This is a genomic window from Pseudomonas caspiana (assembly GCF_040224095.2).
Classification (GTDB): Bacteria; Pseudomonadota; Gammaproteobacteria; order Pseudomonadales; family Pseudomonadaceae; genus Aquipseudomonas; species Aquipseudomonas caspiana.
In genome coordinates, this window is sequence record NZ_CP167995.1 from 5406740 (window position 1) to 5431420 (window position 24681).

The 24681-nt window shown below is 57.6% G+C and carries 13 protein-coding genes; 4 read left to right on the plus strand and 9 right to left on the minus strand.

The window, feature by feature from the left end:
* Window positions 1-183: 183 nt before the first annotated feature.
* From ABRP31_RS24520 to ABRP31_RS24530, 3 genes are all read left to right on the plus strand, one after another.
* A complete protein-coding gene (locus tag ABRP31_RS24520) occupies window positions 184-3708 on the plus strand; it encodes a toxin VasX (RefSeq protein WP_349971872.1) in 3525 nt (1174 codons plus the stop codon).
* A gap of 1 nt (window position 3709) precedes the next feature.
* The gene (locus tag ABRP31_RS24525) at window positions 3710-4846 is read left to right on the plus strand and encodes a hypothetical protein (protein WP_349971871.1); all 1137 of its coding nucleotides are present in this window, start codon (window positions 3710-3712) and stop codon (window positions 4844-4846) included.
* Between the two features lie 316 nt (window positions 4847-5162).
* On the plus strand, window positions 5163-6284 hold the full coding sequence (locus tag ABRP31_RS24530; protein ID WP_349971870.1) for a hypothetical protein: 1122 nt from the start codon (window positions 5163-5165) through the stop codon (window positions 6282-6284).
* A 385-nt stretch (window positions 6285-6669) separates the two neighbouring features.
* On the opposite strand, the gene ABRP31_RS24535 is transcribed toward ABRP31_RS24530, so the two are convergent.
* The gene (locus ABRP31_RS24535) at window positions 6670-7554 is read right to left on the minus strand and encodes a DUF4123 domain-containing protein (RefSeq protein ID WP_349971869.1); all 885 of its coding nucleotides are present in this window, start codon (window positions 7552-7554) and stop codon (window positions 6670-6672) included.
* The gene (gene tssI / locus ABRP31_RS24540) at window positions 7551-9572 is read right to left on the minus strand and encodes a type VI secretion system tip protein TssI/VgrG (protein ID WP_349971868.1); all 2022 of its coding nucleotides are present in this window, start codon (window positions 9570-9572) and stop codon (window positions 7551-7553) included. The genes ABRP31_RS24535 and tssI overlap by 4 nt, the downstream gene beginning before the upstream one ends.
* A gap of 255 nt (window positions 9573-9827) precedes the next feature.
* Between tssI and ABRP31_RS24545 the strand changes: the two genes are divergently transcribed.
* Window positions 9828-15968 (plus strand): membrane-targeted effector domain-containing toxin, encoded by a 6141-nt coding sequence (locus ABRP31_RS24545; protein ID WP_349971866.1) that lies wholly within the window; start codon window positions 9828-9830, stop codon window positions 15966-15968.
* A 1590-nt stretch (window positions 15969-17558) separates the two neighbouring features.
* Here ABRP31_RS24545 and ABRP31_RS24550 read toward each other — a convergent pair.
* The 7 genes from ABRP31_RS24550 to waaF are packed head-to-tail and all read right to left on the minus strand — an operon-like array spanning window position 17559 to window position 24534.
* The gene (locus ABRP31_RS24550) at window positions 17559-18995 is read right to left on the minus strand and encodes a lipopolysaccharide kinase InaA family protein (protein ID WP_349973254.1); all 1437 of its coding nucleotides are present in this window, start codon (window positions 18993-18995) and stop codon (window positions 17559-17561) included.
* The gene (locus ABRP31_RS24555; RefSeq protein ID WP_087271378.1) at window positions 18995-19774 is read right to left on the minus strand and encodes a lipopolysaccharide kinase InaA family protein; all 780 of its coding nucleotides are present in this window, start codon (window positions 19772-19774) and stop codon (window positions 18995-18997) included. The genes ABRP31_RS24550 and ABRP31_RS24555 overlap by 1 nt, the downstream gene beginning before the upstream one ends.
* Complete coding sequence (locus ABRP31_RS24560; protein ID WP_349973250.1) at window positions 19771-20505, minus strand: lipopolysaccharide kinase InaA family protein; 735 nt, start codon at window positions 20503-20505, stop codon at window positions 19771-19773. The genes ABRP31_RS24555 and ABRP31_RS24560 overlap by 4 nt, the downstream gene beginning before the upstream one ends.
* Window positions 20505-21311 carry a lipopolysaccharide core heptose(I) kinase RfaP gene (gene rfaP / locus ABRP31_RS24565; RefSeq protein ID WP_087271372.1) on the minus strand — a complete coding sequence of 269 codons (807 nt, stop codon included), beginning with the start codon at window positions 21309-21311 and terminating at the stop codon, window positions 20505-20507. The genes ABRP31_RS24560 and rfaP overlap by 1 nt, the downstream gene beginning before the upstream one ends.
* A complete protein-coding gene (locus ABRP31_RS24570; RefSeq protein ID WP_349973248.1) occupies window positions 21308-22432 on the minus strand; it encodes a glycosyltransferase family 4 protein in 1125 nt (374 codons plus the stop codon). Before ABRP31_RS24570 ends, rfaP begins: the two co-directional genes overlap by 4 nt.
* Window positions 22432-23499 (minus strand): lipopolysaccharide heptosyltransferase I, encoded by a 1068-nt coding sequence (gene waaC, locus ABRP31_RS24575; RefSeq protein ID WP_349973246.1) that lies wholly within the window; start codon window positions 23497-23499, stop codon window positions 22432-22434. Before waaC ends, ABRP31_RS24570 begins: the two co-directional genes overlap by 1 nt.
* On the minus strand, window positions 23500-24534 hold the full coding sequence (gene waaF / locus ABRP31_RS24580; RefSeq protein ID WP_349973244.1) for a lipopolysaccharide heptosyltransferase II: 1035 nt from the start codon (window positions 24532-24534) through the stop codon (window positions 23500-23502). It abuts the gene before it with no gap.
* Window positions 24535-24681 lie beyond the last annotated feature (147 nt).

Consider the following 24681-nt stretch of genomic DNA (forward strand, 5'->3'; position numbering starts at 1 on the left):
TACTAGTTGTATGAATCTACGACGCGTGACGTAGGGCCTTTCCCAAAGTGCTTTCCATGCATTGAGCACCCGCTGCTCATCAGCCACTCTCCCGCCCTCGCTCAGGGCCGGACTCACGTCGTACGCGCTCCGCCATCTGGACCCTGGCCTCCTCGATTCGCCAGCCCAAGGCAAGGAGCCTGCATGACCCACCCTCATATAACGCCGCGTGGCCACATGGCCAATCTGGTCGCCAAGGCTCAGCCTGCCGAAGCGCCTGATGCTGGCGGGTTTTGTCCGTTGATGAGCCAGACCCTGCAACTGCTGCCGGTGCGTTACGGGCTGGTAGAAGACCTCGAGCCGTCCGTCGAAATCGCCATGCCGTACACGTTGCAAGCCCTGCCCTTGGGGTTTCGTCTGCTGCGCGATGGCTATCTGTACATCATCGACAGCGCCACTGGCTTTTTGCATGAATACAGCATTACCGACGGCTCCATTGCGGCTCTGCTGTTCAAGGGCGATCAGATCACCAAGGATCGTCGACCGGACGTTATCGAGGCTGATCCCGCGCTGGCGTTTTCTCGCAGCAGCGTGCTGCACGTCTCCTTTTCCGAGGTCCAGTGGACGGCGTTCAAATGTGCTCAGGTCATGAAAGTCGCTACCGAACGCGAATACTTCATGCAGCGCGTCAGCTTCGAAAATATTCAGCGCGGCAATGCCCGGGACCTGATCAACGACCGGAAAATGGCACTTTGGCTGGCCGAAAGCAGCGGCAGCCGGGCGGACAAACCTGACGATAACTCGACGAGGATTCCCTACGACTGGGAACACACCCCGCTGTATCGCCAGACGATTATTGAAGAATTCACCAGCCAGATCACCACCGCTCATAAACGGGATTTTCTGTTTCTGGCCGTTCGGGATGACGTCGGGGTGATGCGTGATCTGGCGCAGTATCAGGATCAGGTGGTCGGCCAGATCGAGAAATGGGCCCTGAGCCAGCAGGGCGAGGTCGAGCGCGACTACTTGCTGGGTTGCTACATCGAGTCTCTTACCCAGATCAACGAGGAGGATCTGAACGAACGCGCTAAAAAGGACCGGACGCTCAAAGCCTTGCTTGATGATCTGGAAATCCTGCCCGAGCCTGAGCGCACCCAGACCCGCAATACGTTGCGAGAGGTGATGAGCCAGGATAACCGTCAGGAAGCGGGGGCCTATTTCAATGATTCCGACGTACCGGCAGACCTGCAGGAACGCCTCGAAAAAGCCAAACCTGACCGGCTGAGCATGGATGACGGCATTGAGGCACGTGCCAGTACCATTCAGCAATATCAACTCGAACAACGTTTCGTCGGCACCAGCCCGGCCTTCATCGCCCGGCATCGCAAAAGCCTCTGGAAGCTGTATCGCCAGATGGACAAACCCACTAAAGACGCGCTCTACGGCGCCAAATTCGGCCAGCGCGGCATCAATGACTTGATCGACCGCCCGCGTATGGATGTCTTTCTCAAGAAGCAACGGGCAATCCTGCAACCGCTCAACGAGCTATTGGAAAAGATCACCCAGGATCGCATCGATCTGCTGATCAAAAACCGCCTGCATCGGGCCATCTGGTATTACGACGTCGAGGACAGCGAGCAGGTTGATCACGCCCTGCTCACCGAATACGCCTGTCTGAAAGACATCTGCCGAAGCGACAAAGCCGTTGATTCAGTGCTGGATTGGCTGAACAACAACCCGGCCATGTCCCGCCCCATGTTTTATGCCGCGCCGTTGAGTGCGCAAACCGAGCTGGGCGTGCAGTTTGCTGTCTTCACAAACGCGAGCTGGCTGTTTTTCAAGGACGCACCGCAATGGCTGGAACGCCTCAAACGTTGGGGCGCTGGCGTGGTGCTCGACACCGGACGGCTATCGCCCGCCTCTCAAGTCAACCTCACGGCTGCCTGGGGCACACTGGCTCCAGCGTTGCAGATGGGCATTCAGCAGGCGGTGCAGGCCTTCTTGCAGCAGATGGACAAGGGCCAGTTGCCCGACATGGATACCCTGTTTCGTAGTCTGCCCAAAGCAGCGGGCGTGACCATCCTCGATGCAGCACGACGAGAGAATGTGGCCTTCCAGATCGCCAGTGCCGAAGACCTGGAGGCGCTGGGCAAGACCGTCCAAGCGGTACAAAAAGAGCGCAAATATCTGCGCTATCTGAACAACGAAGCACAGCAATCCAGAGCCAAACACGCTCTCTGGCACACCAGCACGGCAGCCGAGAACCTCAAGCTTTCCCGACAGGCCACACAGGAGAGATTACGCAGTCTGGAAGAACAACTGGCCAAGGCCATGAGCCCGCTGGCCGACCTGCCTTCGGATACGACACATCTTCAGCCGGCATCCTCGGGCAAACCGGGGTTGGCGCTGGTATTTCCGGCGCAGCAGCATCAAGAGGTTAAAACCGTGCTGGATAACTATCGGCGCGGGGTAACGGTTGCTCCGAAGGCCGGGTTGCTGGGGGATGGGGCCGGATTGTTGGTGTTTGTGGCGCAGGTGGTGAATTTTGTGCAGGTGAAACATGAAATGAACCTGCAACCAGAAGACGCTAAAAGCTGGGCGCCATTTGTAAGTTCGCTTGCAGCCACCGTCGCCGCAGGCTTTGGCGCAGCACAAGGTATTGCAGACACGGCTCTCAGTGCTCACGCAACAGTACTAGCGAAAAATCTGCAGAAAGCTGAACTGTTGGGCGTGCATGTCCAGATGGGGAAATTGCATATCGGGCTCGGCATGGTTGGGTACATATCTGGAACGGTGGCCGCCGCAATGAGTTTGTATAGTTCCCACAAAAATTGGTCAGACGCCGTACGCAATGGCAATAGCGATGCCCAAACCGGCGCCGCGGTCAGCATGCTGGGCAACAGTGGTTTTCTCGCCAGTAACAGCTATGGCGGCGCACAGACCGGCATAGCCTTCAAACACGTTCTCGCAACTGCTCGTAACTCCCCAGCCCGTATTGCTGCTTGGGCAGCAGCAGGCACGAGGCTGTCGACGGTGTTTTTAAGGTTTAACGTGGCGGGTATTCTGTTTACTGCACTGGAGCTGTCCGGCAGTTGGTTTTACAACCGTAACAATCTCAGCCTCCATGACCGCTGGTTGCTCAGCACGCCCTGGAGCAAGGATGACGACCAACGTCGATCGCTCCCTCTAAGCGACTATCAAAAAGAATTTCGCGGCCATGTTCAGGCCCCGCGTATGCAGATTGTTCCGTCCAGCGATGATCCGAATAACCTTCAACCTAGACTCTTTCTACTGCACTTTCCTACGTTGTCCACTGCGGATCTGGCGCAACCGATTGGCGGTTACGCCAGCAGCGTTTTGCTGAACATCGGTGGATATCAGGTCGTCCGCGCCCAGTTCGGCCGAGATCACAGCCCGGAACAATGGACGCCCTTGAAAGAGAACCTTCAAGAAACCCTGCAACTCCATCAGGTCTCGCCGCTGATCCTGCGACTGAATGACATTAGCGGGCTAATAACTTCGCCCATCCCGGGACGCTGTGATCTGGTGCTTTCGATTCAACTGGGCCATAGGACACCGGAAGGACTCTACGAAGCCAACCTGTACGACTTGCGCGTTCCGGTTACAGGAGAAAATGGCGACTTCCCCGCCATTGACCTTGAGCATCTGGGCGAGCAATGCCCTCACTTCAACATCAACCCGGCATCCCTACCCAAGGCGCAAGACTAAGATGACGAAGCACTCCGGTGACGTACCGCCACCGATCCATAATGCCCCTCATGCCGGAATGGTTGAAACATTTCCAACGGGACAAGTCATCTATCTGGCTCCACTGCCACTGCCCACTGACTTGCCCGCTCAGGATTACGGCCATGCCGTAGGCGACCTTAATGACACCTATCTGGATTTTGGTGTGGGATTACCGGCAGTGTTCGGCTGGCAAATGACATTGGGGGGCCCGTTCTGGGCTATTTGGTTTTTTGGCCTGTTTGCAACCGCACTCGTGTGGCTGATGACCATCGCAGAAGGTAATGGCGCAGACATGGCCACAAAGCTTGCCTTGGACTACATGCCATACGGTTTTCAAGTAGGTTCATGGGCGGCAGCTGCCGCACTCACCCTCTACCTCATCATCACCTTCCACCACCTCAACAAATACCACGAAGTCATCCCCACCCGCTTCAACCGTCAACGCCGCGAAGTTTGCTTCGTCCCCAACGGCCAAACAGAGCCCATCTTCGTGCCATGGGAATCGCTATCCGCCTGGGTCGTGCAAGCCCGAAGCGTGACGCAGTACGGCATGGACATCCGTTACGCCATGGGCGTCGGGTTTTATCATCCGCCTCACGATGAGCATTACAGTCTGGAGTTTTTCTGCGCCGGGTTTGATCTGGCGGTGTGCAACTGGGAGGCGATCCGGGCGTATATGGAATATGAGGTTCACACCCTGAAGGAAATCCAGGACCCACTGGAGCTGCAAAACCCCGGCGATCCGCCCCATGAAGGGCTGCATACGTTTTACAACGCACGGGAGCGCATGCGGCGTCGTCGTAAAAATCGGGAGGTGGGCTTCTTTTATCCGTTCTGGTGGTACACGTACCACGTGCTGACCTTGTGGACGTTGCCCAACTACCTCACCGAATGGGAAATCCGCCACATCAAGAGCATCGGTCGTGCAGTCATTCCGGAGGCGATGCAAAGCTGGTCGGAGCCGCTGCCAGAGGAGCAATGGGCCAGGCCCAGTGAAGAATTGCAGCGTCTGAGCCAGGCGGTGAAAGCCCTGCGAGAGAAGCGGCCTGGTCAGAACCTTGCGTCCAGATTTGCCGAGGTCCAGCAGGCGGATCGAAATACGGCCAAACGAGCTTAGACGAATCTGTAGGTGCCAACTGGTTGGCGATACGTCGATCCGACATCACAAAGATCGCCTCGCAAACAAGTTCGCTCTCGTCAAACAACAGGCAAACCACTGGATTGAAATGCATTTTCTGTAGGAGCTGCCGAAGGCTGCGAAGCATTTCTCCTGATACACCGCGATCGCAGCCTTCGGCAGCTCCTACAGGTCCTACGTTGCCGCGAGACAGCGCGGTGCCATCGACACCGGGTTGAAGCTCCTACAGGCCACCCGGAAGACAAACACCCTCTTTTCTATATGGCCCAAACCCTGATTTAGCGAACCAAGGACTATGACCTCTGAAACTCTAGAAGGGCCGCCGCCGATTCATCACGCCCCTCATGCCGGAATGATTGAAACGTTTCCAACCGGCCAAGTCGTGTATCTGGCTCCTCTGCCATTGCCCACTGAGTTGCCCGCTCAGGATTACGGCCACGCGGTCGGTGAAGTGAACGATACGTATCTGGACTTCGGCGTTGGGCTACCCGCAGTGTTCGCCTGGCAGGTGGGTGTAGGAATTCCCTTTTGGGCTATTTGGTGTCTTGGCTTGGCTCTGCCAGCGCTAGTTTGGTTGCTGACAGTACTGGACGGAGAAGAGGTGGAGCTCGCAACAGAGTTCGCAATACAGGTGATGTCTTATGGTTTTAAAGTCGGGAGCTTGGCCGCTGCTGGCGCCCTCACCCTCTACCTCGTCATCACCTTCAACCACCTCAACAAATACCACGAAGTCGTCCCCACCCGCTTCAACCGTCAGCGCCGTGAAGTCTGCTTCGTCCCCCGTGGCCATACCGAACCTATCTTCGTGCCGTGGGAATCGCTGTCAGCATGGGTCGTTCAGGCACGATCAGTCACGCAATACGGCATGGACATCCGCTACGCCATGGGAGTCGGGTTTTATCATCCGCCTCACGATGAGCATTACAGCCTGGAGTTTTTCTGCGCCGGGTTTGATCTGGCGGTGTGCAACTGGGAGGCGATTCGCGCGTATATGGAATATGAGGTTCACACCCTGAAGAAGATTCAGGACCCGCTTGAACTGCAAAACCCCGGCGATCCTCCCCATGAAGGACTGCATACGTTTTACAACGCACGGGAGCGGATGCGGCGTCGGCGCAAAAATCGCGAGGTTGGGTTCTTCTATCCGTTCTGGTGGTACACGTACCACGTGCTGACTCTGTGGACGTTGCCCAACTACCTCACGGAATGGGAAATCCGCCACATCAAAAGTATCGGCCGCGCAGCCATACCTGAAGCGATGCAAAGCTGGTCAGAGCCGCTGCCAGAGGAGCAGTGGGCCAAGCCCAGTGAAGAGCTGAAACGTATGACCCAAGCGGTCAAAACACTGCGCGAACAAAAACCCAATCAGAGCATTGCTGCACGGTTCACCGAGGTACAGCAGGCGAGCACTCTGTAGGGCTCACGAGCAGCGCGAAGCAGCGATGGCGGTGTATCTGACAGATCGCTATCGCGACCGTCGTAAACTCCGATAGCTCCTACAGATCGGGTTACTACTCACGCACTGAAGGATTCGCCCCCGTTGTCCCTGACACCACGCCGTCGCGAAGCAAACATGAACCCTGTAGGAGTGACCGGGGTGGCGATCCCATTGCTCGCGATTCGATTTTTGCTTCAATAGATTGCCGCCTGAATTAAGCAATCGCGAGCAAGCTCCTCCAACAGTAAAAGCACTCCAAATCAGTTAGTTATATTATCCGACAAGAGTTGTCGGAGGTAACGACGGCAGCAATGGAGGTCTGTCTGACGCTCCGCCATCGCCGGCCTAATAACTTCGGTGAGCGCTACAGGCTTCCGGCTCCAGCAAGCTCTGCCGCAATCGTCGCAGCGCGATCAACACGTTCCAGAGTGCTCAGCTCCGAACGGACTGTCAGCAACTCAGCAATGCCAGGATGCTGCCGCAGTACGTCATCCCCCAGAAAACCAAAGACGTTGGCGTATAACCAGATTTCCTGTTCTGTCTCGAATCCCTTTTCGATGGCGGAGCGGGCGAGTTGGTGGATACGCTCCAGACGCTGCTCAGGCGTCAACTCGGCCCGGTATCCGGGAAAGAAGCGCTGCAGGTGCTGGTAAAGCGCGCCCATGGACTTGTCAAAAGCCACACCTTTCAGAGCCACCCACTGAGCATCGTTCGCCATGAACGGCTTGTCGTATTGCGGGATGTGCTTGTCATCCAGGCGCTTGAACTGCGTCCAGCCGTCCCGCGTCAGGTTGGTAACAATGATCTGCTGGCAGGGGCCGAAAAGGTCCAGCCCTGGATCACGCCGTGTTGCAAATAACGCATGCGCCACTGCGGGATCGGAGATGCGTAAATACATTTCGTCCCCATGAGGCGGCTTGAAACAGGTCAGCCAGCGCATATGAGTCAACAACTCGTCCCACGAACCGGCACTGACCAGTAGGTACCCCCATAACTCTTGGCTGTGGGCCAGAAACTGCAAAAGCACTGGATCATCAGAATCATGCAAGCGCACCAGGCACGGTGAAAGTCGACTGATTTCAGCCCACCGGGTCCCGTGATACAGCACGCTCACCTTGGGTGCCGGGCTCCACTGGTAAAGACGTTGAATCAGATTTTTGACCTGAATAGCATCAAGCAGGAGTCCGACCGTCTGATCCCAGGGAAAGTCGTCAGGCAGTCGAGATTGCATCGAGCAAGCGCTATTCATGACAACTCCTTCTTGGCGTCAGCACAGGCTTGGCAAAACGGCGCACCGCGTTCGATGGCCTCGAGTTGTACCTCTGGAATCAAAGACGGATTCGCGGGCAACGCCACCTGAGGTACCAACGCTGCAGGCAAGTCAGGAACCGCCGGCATCCCCACCACAGGCACTCCGCCAAGCTGAATGGGCACACTGCTGAAAATCCCCGCCGGGCTGATACTTATCCAGTGGCCACCCGCATTGATCGTTGCGCAGATTCCCGCATTGATCACCACGTCTACGCTTGAATGCAGATGCACTTGTGTGGCTGCGCTAACCAGGTGATTAGCAGCGCTGATGTACTGGCTGCCGACCACCGTCAACGAGTCATCAGCCAGCACCTGGGTTTTACGAGCCCCGTGCGTAAGGTGGTGTTCTTCGTCGTGCGATTCGTGGCTGGACAAGCCGGTGACCTTGACCTTGCGCTGGTTATCCACCTGGATCGACTGATCATTAAGTACATGCTCGGACCAGTTGCGTTGAGCGCGGATGGAAATGGACTCGGCGCCTTTGCGGTCTTCGATGCGCAGCTCGTTGAAGCCTGCGCCCCCAGGGCTGCTTTGGGTCTTGAGCACGGTCTGGGTGTTTTGTGCAGGCAGGTTCAGCGGCGCTCGCGTACCGGCATTGGGCAGGCAGGCCTGCACGTAAGGCTGGTCCGGATCAGCATCGAAGTAACCGACGATCACTTCCATACCGACTCGCGGAATCATCGTCGTGCCGTATTGCTCGTGCGCCCAGCCGGTGGCGACCCGCAGCCAGCAGCTGGAATGTTCATTACGCTTGCCTTCGCGGTCCCAGAAGAACTTGACCTTGATCCGGCCGTATTCGTCGCAGTAAATCTCTTCGCCCTGCGGGCCGGTGACCACCGCGTGCTGGCTGCCTAAAACCCGTGGCTTGCGGTGCCTGAGCGGTGGACGAAACGGCACTTTGCCGGGGATGGCTTCAAAACGGTTGCGATAGCCTTGGGTAAATGCTCCCTGCTCAGACGAGCGAGGCATGGACTCTTCCAGCACCTGTGGTTGTTTGCCTTCGTGAAAAACTGAAGTCAGCAGCCATTGTTGGCTCCACTGCGGATTGGGGTGCGTCAGTTCAAACAAGTGACCGCTGACCAGCGCGCTCTGATCGCTGTTGCCACTGGCCAGTTGAACGTCGCTGCGGTTTCGTTCCAGTGCCTTTCGCGCCTGACGCGTGCCGGCGCTGAGGTCAGTGAACGGCGCTGGATAGTGATAATCCTCCAGCTCACTACGACCCTCGCCGCCCGCGCTGCTGAGCAGGTCCACCTTGGGCAATTGAAAGTGATAGTTCTGCTGGCTGGCCTTGCCCGATCGGGTGGCGAGACGAACATTGAATCTATTGATAACCGAAGCTTCTGCGACCAGCCCGCTGCTCTGTACATAAGCAACCGCAGGTTTGAGTACCGGCAATTGAATCGGGTCGTCGGCGAACACCAGCAGATGCTGGTCAGCGCTGTGCTGGAAGTGAAAGTGGATGCCCTCTTCTTCACACAGCCTGCGTATGAAATGCAGGTCGGTTTCCTGATACTGGGTGCAGTAGTCGCGAGGCTTGCAAGGCTCGCGCAGCCTGAAAGCAAACGCATTACTGAAGATGGCGTGATCCTTGAGGACCAGCGCGATGATGTCCGGGACCGTCTTGCCCTGAAAAATCCGATGATTGCTGCGGTATTCCAGCCGCTTGAGGCAAGGGACCAGCTGGATGAAGTAGTGGGTGAAGCGCTTGCCGGAATCACCTTGGGCAATTTCGCCAATCTGTCCGTGAAAACCGTTACCGTCAGCGTCAATTTTCAGGAAGGCCAGACGGTGCAGCAGCTCTTCCAGTTTGAGATTGGCCCGCTCGCTGACCAGTTCGATGCGTACGCTAAACGGACGACTGATGGACTCTTTGGCCGTGAAGGCCAGCACTCGTAAATCATGCTCAAGCCCGGCGATTTCCAGCGTGAACGAGGCGCGATTGGCGGGGTTGAACATGGGCGAGTCCTTGGCCTGAGTAAAAGGCGGGACTTTGCACCCAAGCGGATAAATCGTCAGTCAGGTTTATGTCGCTTTATCTGTGGGACGTTTCTGCAAATGCATATTTCGCCTCCAGACAACTGGAAGACCGGACACACCCACTAACTATCTAACACCCCCACCCTCCCCACTCCTGATTGATTGACCCAATAAGCGGCACAGCTTCTGGACCGCGCTTTTGCACCATTCAGTCATTCAGGATTATCGACACCTATGCAACAACTCACTCCGCTCCCCACTGCCCCAGCAGATACCCTGCCATTGGCGGCTACCGCTTTGCAGCAGCTCAGCGCTCTAGATGTCACGCTCAACGATGAGCTCAAGTTATTGCCCAAAGCCAGCACAGCAACCGTTGAGCCGCCTGCCGGGCAGGACGAAACAGCCAAAGAAGCCGAAGTGACCGCTCTGCTCGAACAACTCCACGACTTCTGGCAAGCAACCAGCGCCAAGGGCAATAGCCGCAAGGCCCTGTTCATCGACGGGATGGAGCAGACGCTGCGCAACGAGGTGATTGTCAAAAATCATGAACGCAATCTAGAAACGCAGTACAGCATCTGCCTACCTCTGCCAACGGCCAGCAAAGAGATTGAAACGTCTTTGGAGACGTTCACTCTGCACGTGCAACTCAATGACAGGACGACCATTGAAATCGCTGGGGCTCTGGTTTTCATTTCCATGACAGGCCTGACCTTACTGGTATTGCCCGGCGTCGGTGCAGAGGGTTTCGCGAGCCGGACCGTCTTTAGCGAAGCGCTCGTTCAGTGGCTCAACAACGATGTATTACGCCATGCGCTGTTCAACAATGCCCAGCAGCGTGACCAGCGATTACTGGAAACCATCACCCAGGATCCAAATCTCTATCTGGAGCCCTTCACCGCTGCTGACCTGCAGTTGCAAGCGGTAATCGGCAATCCCTTTGCACATGCTTTCGAGCGCCAACTCTACAAACAACGCGAAGACGTACGTCATGCCGTTTTCGATACACAGGCACCCGGTAATAAAACGGCGCGACTTAACGCGGCTCTTGGCATGCAAGGTCTGTTTGGTCCCGGCGCCATGCTTGCACAACGCGAAATGGCTTACTGGGAACGCCAACAACGTCGGCATCTGCCTCACTGGATCAAGATCGCCGACCCGAGCGACCTCAATCAATATCAGCAGCGTCTGACCCATTACGAACAGGCCCGCACGGCACTGCTCAGCGCCTTGGGTGGCGCGTCGTCGCATGAGCACTTCGCTCGGGTTCAATTGCGCGCCCGCCTCGCTTCTGACCTTGGCTATGAGCTGGACCCCGAACAGGTGATAGTCACGACGCAGCGCCGACTGGCTATCACCGGCGAACGCTATACGACACAACGCTCACTGCTGCATCTGGCGTTGTACGGGCTGCATCCCGGCGATCGTGATGCCAATTCTGCCTTCCAGACGCTTACCACCGTTCAAATGAACGGCTCGCTCATGCAGATGAGCCATCCACTGTTGACCAACGCCTATCTGGCGAAACTGGTCGATGAATTGAAGCTGGGCACAGCGTTTCGCGAGTACCAACGCATAGCCTACGCCTCTGAACACAATCAGCAGTTGATGTGCGATCTGACACGCAAGCAGGTTACAGCGCTGGCTTACGCGGCAAGGATGCAGGGGCATATCCTGACCGAAGATTTCGCCGTCATCGAACAAATCGAAGCGGACCCAACGGGGCAAACGACGCCAAACCTGCAAGTCCAGCAGATCAAGCTCGATGACGGCGACATTCTGGGCGGCATACTGGTTTTTCGTAAGAACGACAGCCAGGGGCGTGTTGAGCGACTGATCATGTTTGCTGCCGATGCGCCGCGGACACAACGCTTTCAGGGCTTCGACAACCAGACTCAGCTAACACACGAACTGGTCAGCTGGACCACATCGCCTGAAATGAGCCGCTACTTGCTCAAACAGGTTTCTGCGTCGAGCCGAGAGAACCTCGAGAAGCGCTTCGCCGCTTTACGCCTGAAACCCTATCCGCCAGCCAATTACGTTCAACTCATTAGTCGTAGCCACTACAACCAGGCCCTTGGGCAATTCGTGCGCCAACATGTGCGGGTGGCTGCTGCCGATCAGGCGCAACGAATCCCGGACTGGTACGTGCGCGCCACGCCTGTCGAGCAGCAGGAGTTGCTGGCTCTGGAGGACGCGATAGCCGGTGCCACGCAAAACCTCAACGCAAAATCGCCCGCTCAGGCTCAGGCATTCGAAGACTATGTTCATCAGCGCGCCAGCAAAAAAATCAGCGAGTTGCTGGGCGTGGCTGAAGGCAGTGTCGACCCAGACCAGATCATCATTACCTCCCAACGCGAAGTGCTCAGCTATACGCAGATGCTGCGCAACGGTCATGACGACACCCTCGGTTTCCTCAACAGTAGCGCTGATACCCAAGCCACATTCAGCGGCCCGCCGCATATTGACCTGACGCCACTGACCGCACAGAAAGTCGCACGCTCGGTGCATGGTAAATGGCTTAGCGATGACTACATCAAGCTGGTCAGGGACACCCTGCTCGCGCCGGATTCTCCCGGCTACAAGCATCGCCGGCGCAGCAGCCTGCAGATCACCGTATTGCAAATGAAAGCGGCCGCGTTACGCAGCTATCTCAAAGGCCAACTCGTCCCCGGGCAGTATCAATGGCTCAGGCTATCCATGGATCATCTACACCAGACTGACAGCCAGGCAAGACGCCGCCACCCCCTGCACACCTTGCAACTGCGCCTGGAAAACCCACTGATAGCTACCGATATTCCGCAGGCGGGCGAAATAGCGAAAGATCTCTACAACATCATTTCGCCTGTCAGGGTCGAGCTGACTCAGGTTGAAACCGTACAGGGCTGTTATGTGTTGTCATCCACCGATGCCACTCAAGGGGCAATGCTCTACACCCCGCAGGCACCGGATGGCCTGGAGTTTCGTCTGTTGAGCGACTTCAAGGCCTCGCTTTCCAGCGCTGGCATGATTGATTACTACAAGGACCGCTGCCGGGTTGACGCACGCCGCAAGTTGGCATTTTTTCTCCGTGACATGGAGCAGGGTGGTAAAAGCAAAGCACCGGTTACACCTCGTGATGCGGTGAAGGACTTTCAGGACATCTGTTTCAATCGCCCGCTCGAACGACAACTGCGTGATGTCGAAGACACCACCACCGGCCGCAGTGACATGCTGGCCAAGCTGGCCTGGACAACATTCGAACTGCTCGCCACCGTTGTCACGCTACCCTTCCCGCCCGCCAGCTTTGCGGTCGGCGCCCTGCTTTCCCTGCACGACAGCATGAAAGCGCTGCAAGCCTTCGCCAACGGCGACCGGGAAACCGCCAGCGCCTACATTCTCAGCTCACTGTTCAACACCCTGGGCGCTGCCGGGGATTTGTCAGCCGGCATGAAAGGCTTCGGTGCGCTGCGCCAACTTGATGACAGCGCCAAACACGCGTCAGCACTTCCGGCTGCAAAAAACATCACGCGCACGCCAAGTCAGGCTGATCTGCACCCGGTCAACCTTGAAGGGGAAACCTTCTGGCGCAGCAAGCCGAACGTGAATGGTCACGCGTCTGTGTACAAAGGCGTTAGCGATCAAACCGAGACAGCACTGCCGACCGGGGAGTTCGCCCGACTCGACCTTGACGGGAAATGGCGACCTCTGAGCCAGCCAGCCCACGCAAGCGCCGACGGTACAAAACAGGGGCTCTCAGTGAACCTGTCACTGAAAGATACAATCGTGCTGTCGTCCGGCCATGCGAAGGGCGTCAGCGTGGTCAACAACAAGTACTACATCGAACTTGGGACTCAGGTTTTCGAGGTTCAATTTGATGCAGGTGCGCGCTGCTGGAACATCATCGATCCACAGAATCCATTCGCGTTTTTCGGCAGGCGTCCGGTACGGCTGGATGATCAGAACAAATGGCAATTACTGGAACGCTCCAACCTGCGTGGCGGCATGGACGACTCATTCAAGCCGCTGGTAAGTGAACCGACAACGACAACCGCCGATGCCATCACTGCGGCAGTCGTGCCCTACGAACTACCACTACAGTTACGCCCGCACTTCAGAGGCATCAGTAATACCGGCAGATCGGGGGAAATGCTGGGGCTGGATTTTGAGGAGTATTTCGAGTTCATCTTCAGCGACATGCGCTCGACGTTCACCACACAAAGAGAAAAGCTCTACGCCGACGCCCAGGCGTTTTTTGCCTCGTTCGTCCCTTCACCACGCCCGGCGTTGCCGCAGCTCGATGTCAACGCAGGAGCAACCGGGCTGATCAAAAAAATCTTTGAAAACAACAACGCTCTGGTTATCAGCGAGGCCCCAAGATCGATCGCCAGCAAGCGTTTGCTGATCGAGAACATGGCCGCACTGGCTGAGCAGGATGTGAAGGTCCTGTACATCCAGCATCTATTTACCGACCTTCATATGTACAAGCTGGAGAAGTACCGAAAGCTGGGGGCCAGAAGCAAAGCAGGCTCCAGTGATCTGAAATTCTGGCTGGAAGACCTCAACAGCGGCGCACTGAAAAACCGCAGCAAGGAATACGACTACTACCACTTGATAAAGACCGCACACCACCACGGTCTGGAAGTTCGACCGCTCAGCTCTTCGGTTAGCTACCCACTGTCTAACAACCCGGTGGCAACAGCTGTGGGCGACCTTGCAACCGAACAGAAAATGAGCAACTTTTTTGCTCATATCCTTATCAGCGCCGACGTTGCCTCTCACCCGTCACGCCGCTGGGTGGCATTGCTTGACCAGAAGCTGGCCACTACTTACCAACAAGTCCCTGGCATTGCCGAGTTGCAAGGCGCGATCAGCGTACGCGTACATGACGTGCCCCACAGTCGAGCCACCATTATCAGTAGAGAAATTGAAGAAACAGGGACTGCGTATGGCAAGGCCGACTTCAAGATCGAAATGGCTAATCCGCTGATCCGCGATCAAGACGCACCAAGCCTTGCAGCAGTCCTGAAGCACTCGCCACCCAGCCGACTCGATGACGCGCTTTATCGACAGATGCACGGAAAAATCAGCGCCGAAATCGATAACCCTTATACGGGTAAACCAGGCTTTGAATGGAACGACGCCAGCGGCTGGCAACCCGTCGACGCACAGCACTGGCCTGCTGAAACGCCACCCACGGCGATACAGCTATCGTTGCAGGACCCCGTCTATTCGATGCCTGCCGAAACACACCACACGCTGCATGAGTTGATCAATTTCGAAAGCCGCGGACTGGACTCACGTTATTTCAGCGTTAACAAACAGCACGCGCTGGTCAGCGATCAATTCTTCAACCTGCGCAACACATTGCAGAAAGATGCCCGCACCATCATCAGCAGGGAGCTACCAGCTCGCCCGCCAATGCCAGCCGTTGCGCCAAGCATGGGCCATAGCGATTTTCTCGAAGACATTTATCAACATGCCAACGGCGTAGTCATTGGCGAGGCCCACTCATCCATTGCCAGCAAGCAGTTGATCATCGACAACTTACCGCTGCTGGCCCGACAAGATGTTAAAACGCTTTACGTTGAGCATCTGCTTAGCGACGTACATCAGGCCGACCTGGATCGTTTCGTCGAGACCGGTCACATGAGCAAAACCCTGCTTCATGATCTGAAGAAGCTGGACCGAGGGCATCACACCGATATCGATGGTGTTTACACCTTTGAGCAACTGATCAATAAAGCACGAGGACAGGGCCTGGAAATCAGGGCCATCGACTGTAGCGCCAGTTACTACCTCAGAGACCTCGATAATCTGGCGCCGACCACCCGTCAACAGATGTTCAGTCACTTCGCTTCACGCACCGTGCGCAAACATCAGGAAGTTATGGGCGCCCACAAATGGATAGCCCTGGTTGGTAACAGCCATGCCAACACCTTCGAAAAAATCGTGCCGGGCCTCGCCGAGCTGGAAGGCGGTATCGGTGTTCGAGTGATTGATGTGAGGCCTGGACAGGCTCGAGGTATATCGATAGATCCGGGTGAAAAACTGACCGATACGCTGAGCAGCCAACAGCGCTTTGTCAAAAGCGACTTCCGGTTGGAAATGGAAACACTCAAGCCCGTCGCTGCTGTCAGACCTGCACAATCGTTGCCTGTCGAAGAACGACTGATCAGGCCGGGCATGTTTCTGGTGGAAGAAAGTGAGAATAGTTTGCCGGTCATCGTCCATCGCTCGCGAGACAACGCGATTCATCGCACGCCCGTGAGGGTTAACGCCCGAGGGCAGGTTTATGTGGAGCGAGCCACGTGGACTTCGGTCAACCTGCAACCTTATGAAGACATGGATGCCCTGATTGTCGGGCTGGAGGAGATCAACCTGACGCGAGTCGGATAAACATCACCGGGATATTGGCAGGAGCCGAGTCTGCTCGCGATCAACGATAACGCGGTCTGCCTGAATGACTGCGGTGCCTGCATCGCGCGCAAGCCTCGCTCCCACAATAGATCGCAACTGCGTCGGTCAACCCTCACCTGTAGGAGTCGAGCTTGCTCGCGATCAACGACAACGCGGTCTGCCTGAATGACTGCGATGCTAGCATCGCGGCAAGCCTCGCTCTCACAATAGATCGCAACTGCGTCGGTCAATGCTCACCTGTAGGAGCCGAGCTTGCTCGCGATCAACGACAACGCGGTCTGTCTGAACGACTGCGGCGCCTGCATCGCGGGCAAGCCTCGCTCCCACAATAGATCGCAACTGCGTCGGTCAATGCTCACCTGTAGGAGCCGAGCTTGCTCGCGATCAACGATAACGCGGTCTGTCTGAACGACTGCGGCGCCTGCATCGCGATGCAAGCCTCGCTCCCACAATAGATCGCAACTGCGTCGGTCAACCCTCACCTGTAGGAGCCGAGCTTGCTCGCGATCAACGATAACGCGGTCTGCCTGAACGACTGCGGCGCCTGCATCGCGGGCAAGCCTCGCTCCCACAATAGATCGCAACTGCGTCGGTCAACCCTCATCTGTAGGAGCCGAGCTTGCTCACGATCAACGACAACGCGGTCTGCCTGAACGACTGCGGCGCCTGCATCGCGGGCAAGCCTCGCTCCCACAATAGATCGCAACTGCGTCGGTCAATGCTCACCTGTAGGAGCCGAGCTTGCTCGCGATCAACGACAACGCGGTCTGTCTGAACGACTGCGGCGCCTGCATCGCGGGCAAGCCTCGCTCCCACAATAGATCGCAACTGCGTCGGTCAACCCTCACCTGTAGGAGCCGAGCTTGCTCGCGATCAACGACAACGCGGTCTGTCTGAACGACTGCGGCGCCTGCATCGCGGGCAAGCCTCGCTCCCACAATAGATCGCAACTGCGTCGGTCAACCCTCACCTGTAGGAGTCGAGCTTGCTCGCGATCAACGATAACGCGGTCTGTCTGAACGACTGCGGCGCCTGCATCGCGAGCAAGCCTCGCTCCCATAATAGATCGCAACTGCGTCGGTCAACCCTCACCTGTAGGAGCCGAGCTTGCTCGCGATCAACGATAACGCGGTCTGCCTGAACGACTGCGGCGCCTGCATCGCGGGCAAGCCTCGCTCCCACAATAGATCGCAACTGCGTCGGTCAACGCTCACCTGTAGGAGCCGAGCTTGCTCGCGATCAACGATAACGCGGTCTGCCTGAATGACTGCGGTGCTAGCATCGCGAGCAAGCTCAGCTCCCACAATAGACCGCAACTGCGTCGGTCAACCCTCACCTGTAGGAGCCGAGCTTGCTCGCGATCAACGATAACGCGGTCTGTCTGAACGACTGCGGCGCCTGCATCGCGATGCAAGCCTCGCTCCCACAATAGATCGCAACTGCGTCGGTCAATGCTCACCTGTAGGAGCCGAGCTTGCTCGCGATCAACGATGACGCGGTCTGTCTGAACGACTGCGGTGCCTGCATCGCGAGCAAGCTCAGCTCCCACAGGTTGGTAGGTAGCCTGCGCTAAACCTTCGGCAGCCGCTGTTCCAGCAATTGGTGCAGCGCGCTGTCGGCGGGCCAGTTGCGCATGAAACGGGCGCGGTCTTTGGCGAAGGCCGTAGCGAACGAGGTCTGTGACGCGTGCTGACACATCGCGTCCAGATCAATCAAAGCCCAGCGATCCTGATGCCAGAACACGTTATGGCCTTTCAGATCACCATGGCTGATGCGCTCGCGCACCAACTGTTCGAAGAGCTGATCCAGCGCCAACAGCTCGCTTTCCGGCGCATCCCCCGACGCCACATACGGCGCAAAACGCTCGATGATATCCGGCCCGGGCAAAAACTCGGTGACCAGATACGCCTTGTTCCGCAAACCGAAAAAGCGTGTCTCCAGCAGTGCCAGTGGCTTGGGCGTAGCGATGCCGAGGAACATCAGTCGATTGCCCTCGCGCCACGAATGCCAGGCACGGCTCGGACGCCAGAAGCGCTTGAACCAGTGAGCCAGATCCTTGATGTTGTAGCGCTTGATCACCAGCGCACGGCCATCGACTTCGACCTTGGCGACACTCGCCGCGCCGCCGGTCTTGTACAGGTGGCCCTGATCCAGCAACGCATCGGCGTTAGCCAGCACCGGCAACATTGCTGCTTCCTCTTCCCGGCGAATCGCGCGCAATTGCGACGGCTCATCGATCACGCTGAACAGGCTGCAATCGCGGCCGGCCTTATCCAGGTAATCCTTCAATCGCCAGGCCCGGACCTTATCGATCTGCTTCTGCAACGCTTCCATCGGCAAACCATGTTCGCCGTTGCTCAACAGGTAGTGCACCAGCAACTCTTCGGTGAACGGTTCAAGAGACTTGGGCAACTGCGCGAAAAACACGCCGAGGTTTTCCAGCACTTTTTGCCGGGACAACGGTTTGCCAGCTTCTTCAGTACGAATGCCCGCACCATCGATCAGGTACAGCTTGCCGTTGCAGCGCAGCAGGTTGTCCAGATGCAGGTCTTCCTGCCAAAGCCCTTTGAGGTGCAACCGGGCGATAGCCGACAACGCCTCCCCCAACACTTCCTGCTGCGCGTCGCTCAACGGTGCCTGGTGCTCCACTTCAAGCCAGGCATCCCCCAGACTGCGGGCCTGTTCTAGAAACTCGAAAAGCAGCCAGCCGCCCTCACCGTCCTGTAAGCCGTCAGCCAGCAGCAGTGGCGTGGTCATGCCCTGCGCTGCCAAGGCGCGTACGCCTTCCAGCTCGCGCTGAAAATGCCGTGCTGCTTTCGGGCCGATCAGTAACTTGGCCAGCACCGGCCGACCGCGCCATACCCCGGCGCCGACATAACGCTGCCCAGGCAAAACCCGTAGCAACGTCAGCAACTGCAATTCAGCAGGGCCAGCGGCATCCGCTAGCGCCAGATTGATCGGCAGAACAGGCGTGCGTCCGGCCTCTTTGAGTTCAGACAAACGCATCAACGGATCTCTTCATGTTCGCTGCGCCGCGTAGCGCGTTTATGGCTGCCTCGCTTACCGAGCCGCACATACAAATCTTCAACCTGCGGGCTCTCGATCCCCGCTTGCAGGTAAGCCGCCAGCAATTCGCGAACCTGCGCACTGCTCCACATCGGTGCTCGACGCAGCAACGGCTCCAGGTCCTTGATCCGGTCACGCTGGCCCAGCAGTAATGGCCGGGTTTTTTCCAGGTCGATCAACTGGGCGCGATAAAAGCCCGCCTTGGCCCGCATGAAAATATGCTTGGGATAGAAACAGCCGTGCACTTGCCGGGCAGCATGCAGCGTGCGCGCCAGGTCACCACAGGATTGCAGAATCGCGGACTGCTGCTGGCTCTCCATCTCGGGCCAGTGCTGCAGCAGCGTATCCAGATCAGTCCAGCCATCCAGCGCCCGCGTCATGAGGATTGCGCGGCGCTCACCCTTGACTCGCTGCTCGCCGTAAAACACCGCCTGCAACGCGGGAATACCCAACTGCTGATAACGGCTGATGTTACGAAACTCGCGGGAAAACGAAGGTTCGCCAAACGGATGGTGCAAGGTGCGAGTCAGGTAATTGCTCTGGCGCTTGAGGTAAAAGCCCGAGCCTTCAAGCTCCATGCGGAACACGCTGCTCCAGCCGCCGCGACCGGTATTGGGTTCATCGACAGCATCAAGCTGGACCTCCCAAAGCGAGTCGAAATCAGCCAGGCCGTGGCGTTCCAGCAACGGGCGCTCACTGGGTGCAATAAAATCGGTCATTCGCGTCCCTCAAAGAAACTGACGACATGGCGGATGCGTTTCTTGTCGGACGCATTGAGTCGCGCACGCTGCCGATACTGCAAATAGAAGCGCAGACGCTGGGTGTTGGACAGATGGTATTTACCCAGCTTGTCCAGACACGCCAAATCCTTGGTGATCCGATAGCGCAGCATGAAGCTCCACCAGAAGGCTCCGTTAGGACAATCGATCAGGAACACCGTGGCTTTATCGTCCACCAGCAGGTTGCGCCACTTCAGGTCGTTGTGGGTGAAGTTCTGATCATGCATGGCGCGAGTGTAGCGGGCCACTTGCCGACTGATGACATCAACCCATGAACGGTCCGATAAGCGCGAGTCTTTATGGTTTGCCAACGCAGACAGATCTTCAGTGTTGGGCAGCTCTCGGGTAATCAACGCCCCCCGATCATAAGCGGTACCACGACGCTCAAGGCCCCACGCCACGACCTCGGCAGTAGGAATGCCCCACTTGGCGAAGCGCTTGAGGTTCTGCCACTCGGACTTGACCCGCGGCTTGCCCAGGTAGCGGCGCAAGCCTTTACCCGCGCCCACGTAGCGCTTGACGTAATAATTCACCCCTTCGCGCTGGACCTTGATCACCTCGGACAGCGGATCACGGGTCAGTTGCTCGCCCTGCAAGGCAAACACCGCGTCCAGACTGCCAAAATCTTCCGCCAGGGACGCGTAAGCTGGTTCCAGATTCCAACCCGCCATCAGAGCGCATCTCCGTAGCGGACTTTACGCTCATAAAGCTTGTCGGCTTTGACTTCCAGCCAGCGCAGCAGCCTGGCTTCTTCAGCCAGCACCTGACGCAAGGGTTGCTGGAAATAACCTTTGAGGAAACGCAGTTTGTCGCGCCGCGTCAGACCGATATCCAAAGCCGAGAAATACAATGCAGCCAGATCCTTGTTACGCCAGCGCGGGGTTATCGCCCGGCGGGTCTGGGCGCGGTGCAGATCGATCACCGAGAGACGGAAATCATCGGCAGTGACTGGCTTGTCGGTGTGCAACAGGAAATGGCAGATGTAACAGTCGCGGTGGTTGACCCCGGCGCGATGCATCATGCCAACCAGCCGTGCCACTTCAGCAATGAACGCGCGCTTGAGACGTGGCTCTGGCGGCTCATTGCGCCAATTGATACTGACGTCTTCCAGGCTTTCGGTAGGCGCCAACTCTTCAGTAACGATAAAAGAATGCTGGGCCGCCGGGTTATTGCCCCGTTCGCCATAAGCCACGGCGGTCATGGTCGGCACACCGACTTCTTTCAGGCGGGCGATGGCCTGCCACTCCATGCCGGCACCCAACACGGGCAATTTGGCGGTGAGCAGATTCTTGCCAATTTCACCCCAGCCAATGCCGCGGTGAATCTTGACGAAATAACCGCGACCGTCGACTTCGGTGCGCAACGTGCGTCGACCTTCGAGCTCGCGATAGACCTGACCGTCCAGACGCTCGACTTCGGCAAAGGCATCACGGCCTTCCCAAAGGGTCTTGAACGGCTCAGCTAGGAACAACTTCATGTGTAGTGCTCCGCCAGAATCACATCGGCCGCGTGCTGCGGCATGCTGTAGAGGTCTGCCGTATCAGCAAAGGCCAGACCATTGCGGCTCCAGTCGGCGCGGGCCGTGTCGTCGGCCAGCATGTTCGCCAGATATTGATTGAGCTGTGCCTGTTCGAACGGCTCATCCAGTACCAGACCGCTGTCGGCTTCGGCGATGTAATGAGCGTAGCCACACACCGCGCTGACCAGCACAGGCAGGCCTGCGACCAGTGCTTCGAGCAGCACGGTACCGGTGTTTTCGTTGTACGCCGGATGAATCAACACATCGGCCCCCATCAGGAAACGCGGGATATCGCTGCGCCCTTTCATGAAGGTGACGTGATCACCCAGGCCCAGCGTCGCGCTTTGCAGCTGGAATACTTTGGGGTCGTCCTGACCGATTACAAACAGCCGGGTGCGTTTTTTAAGTTCGGCTGGCAGCGCGGCGAGCGCCTTCAGGCTGCGATCCACGCCCTTGGTCTTGAACCCGGAGCCAATTTGCACCAGCAGCAGGTCATCGTCAGCCAGCCCGAATTCCTTGCGGAACCCGGCGCGAATCTGCGGCGCGTCAGCCGGTGCGCGACGATCCTGGGCAATGCCCGGCGGCAACAGATGAAAGCGCGACAACGGCGTATCGTAATACTTGATGAACAGAGGCTGCTGAACTTCGGAAATCATCAGCACCTGAGTCTTCGCGTCTTTGGCGAACACTGCTCGCTCGTACTCGGCAAAATGGCGATAGCGGCCCCATTGGCGATACAGCGAATGGCGCAAGGTCTGCGCCTTGTCCTCAAAGCAACCGTCGGCGGCGTAATACACGTCCAGGCCCGGCATTTTGTTGAAGCCGATCAGACGATCCACCGGACGCTTGGCCAGGTCCGCTTCCATCCAGGCACTGAGCTTTTCATTGCGGCGATGGTTGAAGAACGCTTTGACCGGAGCCACCAGCACTTCGAAGCCCGGCGGCACTTCGCCCTCCCAGATCAGGGTGTAAACGCGAATCTGATGCCCGCGCTGCTGGCACTCCAGAGCGATACGCATGAAGTCGCGTTGCAGCCCGCCGAACGGGAAGTATTTATAAAGTACAAAAGCCAGTTGCATCAGCCGGGCTCCTTTGCCAGCAACAGCGAACCCAATTGGCTCGCTACCCGCTCGGGATTCATACGAGTGAAGCACATCGGCCACTCGCGTTTTGTATCGAACTGACGGCGGTCTTCATCCGTCGGTTGATACGTACATTTCTTTTGCAGGCATGGCGCACACGCCGGGTAGTCACCCGCCAGGTGAATCTGCGACTTGCCGTAGGCACCGGTCAGGCCCGGGTTGGTCGGGCCAAACAGGGAAACCGTCGGCACATCCAGTGCAGCGGCCAAATGACCGATGCCGGTGTCCACGGCCACACACGCCTGCGCACTGGCGAGTACCTGAGCGACGCCTGCCAGATTCAGCTTCGGCAGCACCACCGCGTGTTCCAGTCCTTCGGCGATGCGCTCGGCACGGGCTTTCTCAGTCGGGTTACCCCACGGCAGACGTACTTGCAGGCCCTGCGCGCCCATGCGCTCGGCCAACTGCCGCCAATACAGCTCGGGCCAGTGCTTAGTGTCCCAAGTGGTGCCGTGCAGAAATAGAACGAATGGCGGCGTGTTCACGTCTGCGCCCAGCAGGCGTTCACGGTCGAGACCATAATCGCCCAACCCGGCAGGCACTGCGTAACCCAGCGCCTGACCGAACAGTTGCCGCAGACGCTCCACCGCATGTTGCCCGCGCGCGACTGGATAAGCCTGATCGTAAAAACGACTGGCGAGTGGTTCGCGGGCCGAATCCTTGTCCAGTCCGACCACGGGCGCGCTGACATAGCGGGTCAGCCAGGCGCTTTTCAGCAACCCCTGAGCGTCGATCACCAGGTCGTAATGGGTGTCGCGCAAACGCTGCTTGAAGCGCCGCCACTCTCCGGTCTTGAATGTTTGCCAGAGATTCTTGCGCCAGCGCCGGATCGCGACTGGAATCACATTGCCAACGGCTGGGTGCCAAGTGGGGATTTCGGCAAAACCCTCCTCGACCACCCAGTCAAACTGGATACCCGGTATGGCCCGCGCCGCATCAGTCAGCGCTGGCAGCGCGTGAATCACATCACCCAGTGATGAAGTTTTGATCAGCAAGACCCGCAATCAGGCGACCTCCACCGGCGTGGCGTCCAGATTACCCAGTGCCTGCACCACAGAGTCCGGCTCCAGCAGGCGCATGCAATTGTAGTGGCCGAACCGGCAAGTACGATCAAAGCACGGGCTGCACTCGAGCCCCAGACGCACCACTTCTACCTGATCGGCCAGCGGCGGCGTGAAGCCCGGCGATGTCGAGCCGTAAACCGCCACCAATGGGCGATTCAGCGCCGCAGCGACGTGCATCAGGCCCGAGTCGTTGGACACAACGGCATCGGCGCACGACAGCAGATCAATGGCTTCAGCCAGCGAAGTATCGCCGCTTAGGTTGACCGACTCTTCGCGCAAGCCCGGAATCAGCCGTTCACGAATGCTTTCACCGACAGGATGATCTTTCTTTGAACCGAACAACCAGACTTGCCAACCTTCACGAATCTTCGCTTCGGCGACTTTCGCGTAATGCTCGGCAGGCCAGCGTTTGGATTCGCCAAACTCGGCGCCGGGACACAGCGCCAGCACCGGTCGATCCAGGCTCAGGCCAAACTTGGCGAGCGCGGTGTCGCGGGTGGTGAGGTCAATGCGCAGGTCAGGTTTTGGATACGGACGCGGCAGATCAGCGCCTGGCTCGTACGCCAGTGCCATGAAACGCTCGATCATCAGCGGATAACGCTCTTTGTCGAGGGTCCGTACGTCGTTGAGCAGACCGTAGCGGAACTCGCCACGCCAACCGGTACGTTTTGGAATACCCGCGAAAAAAGGCACCAGTGCGGACTTCAAGGAGTTGGGCAGCAGAATGGCCTGATCGTATTGCCCCGCCAGGGACTTGCCGATCCGGCGACGCGTGGCCAGTTCCAGCGCACCGTGGCCCAGCGGAAAGCTCAGGGCCGCGCGCACTTCAGGCATACGCTCCAGAATCGGACGGCTCCATTCCGGAGCCAGGACATCGATGTCGCATTCGGGGTGGCGCTGTTTCAGACACTGGAACAGCGTTTGCGCCATTACCATGTCGCCTACCCAGCTAGGCCCAACGATCAGAATTCTCATGTTTCATCCAAAACGACAGAAACGATCAGGGAGGCTGATCGGCTTGCGTGACGTTCCCACACAACCCGATCAGCCTCCCTGTCATAGCTTTATATAGATCTACCCGAACATTCAGCGTTTCCACTGACATCATCGCGGGCAAGCGCG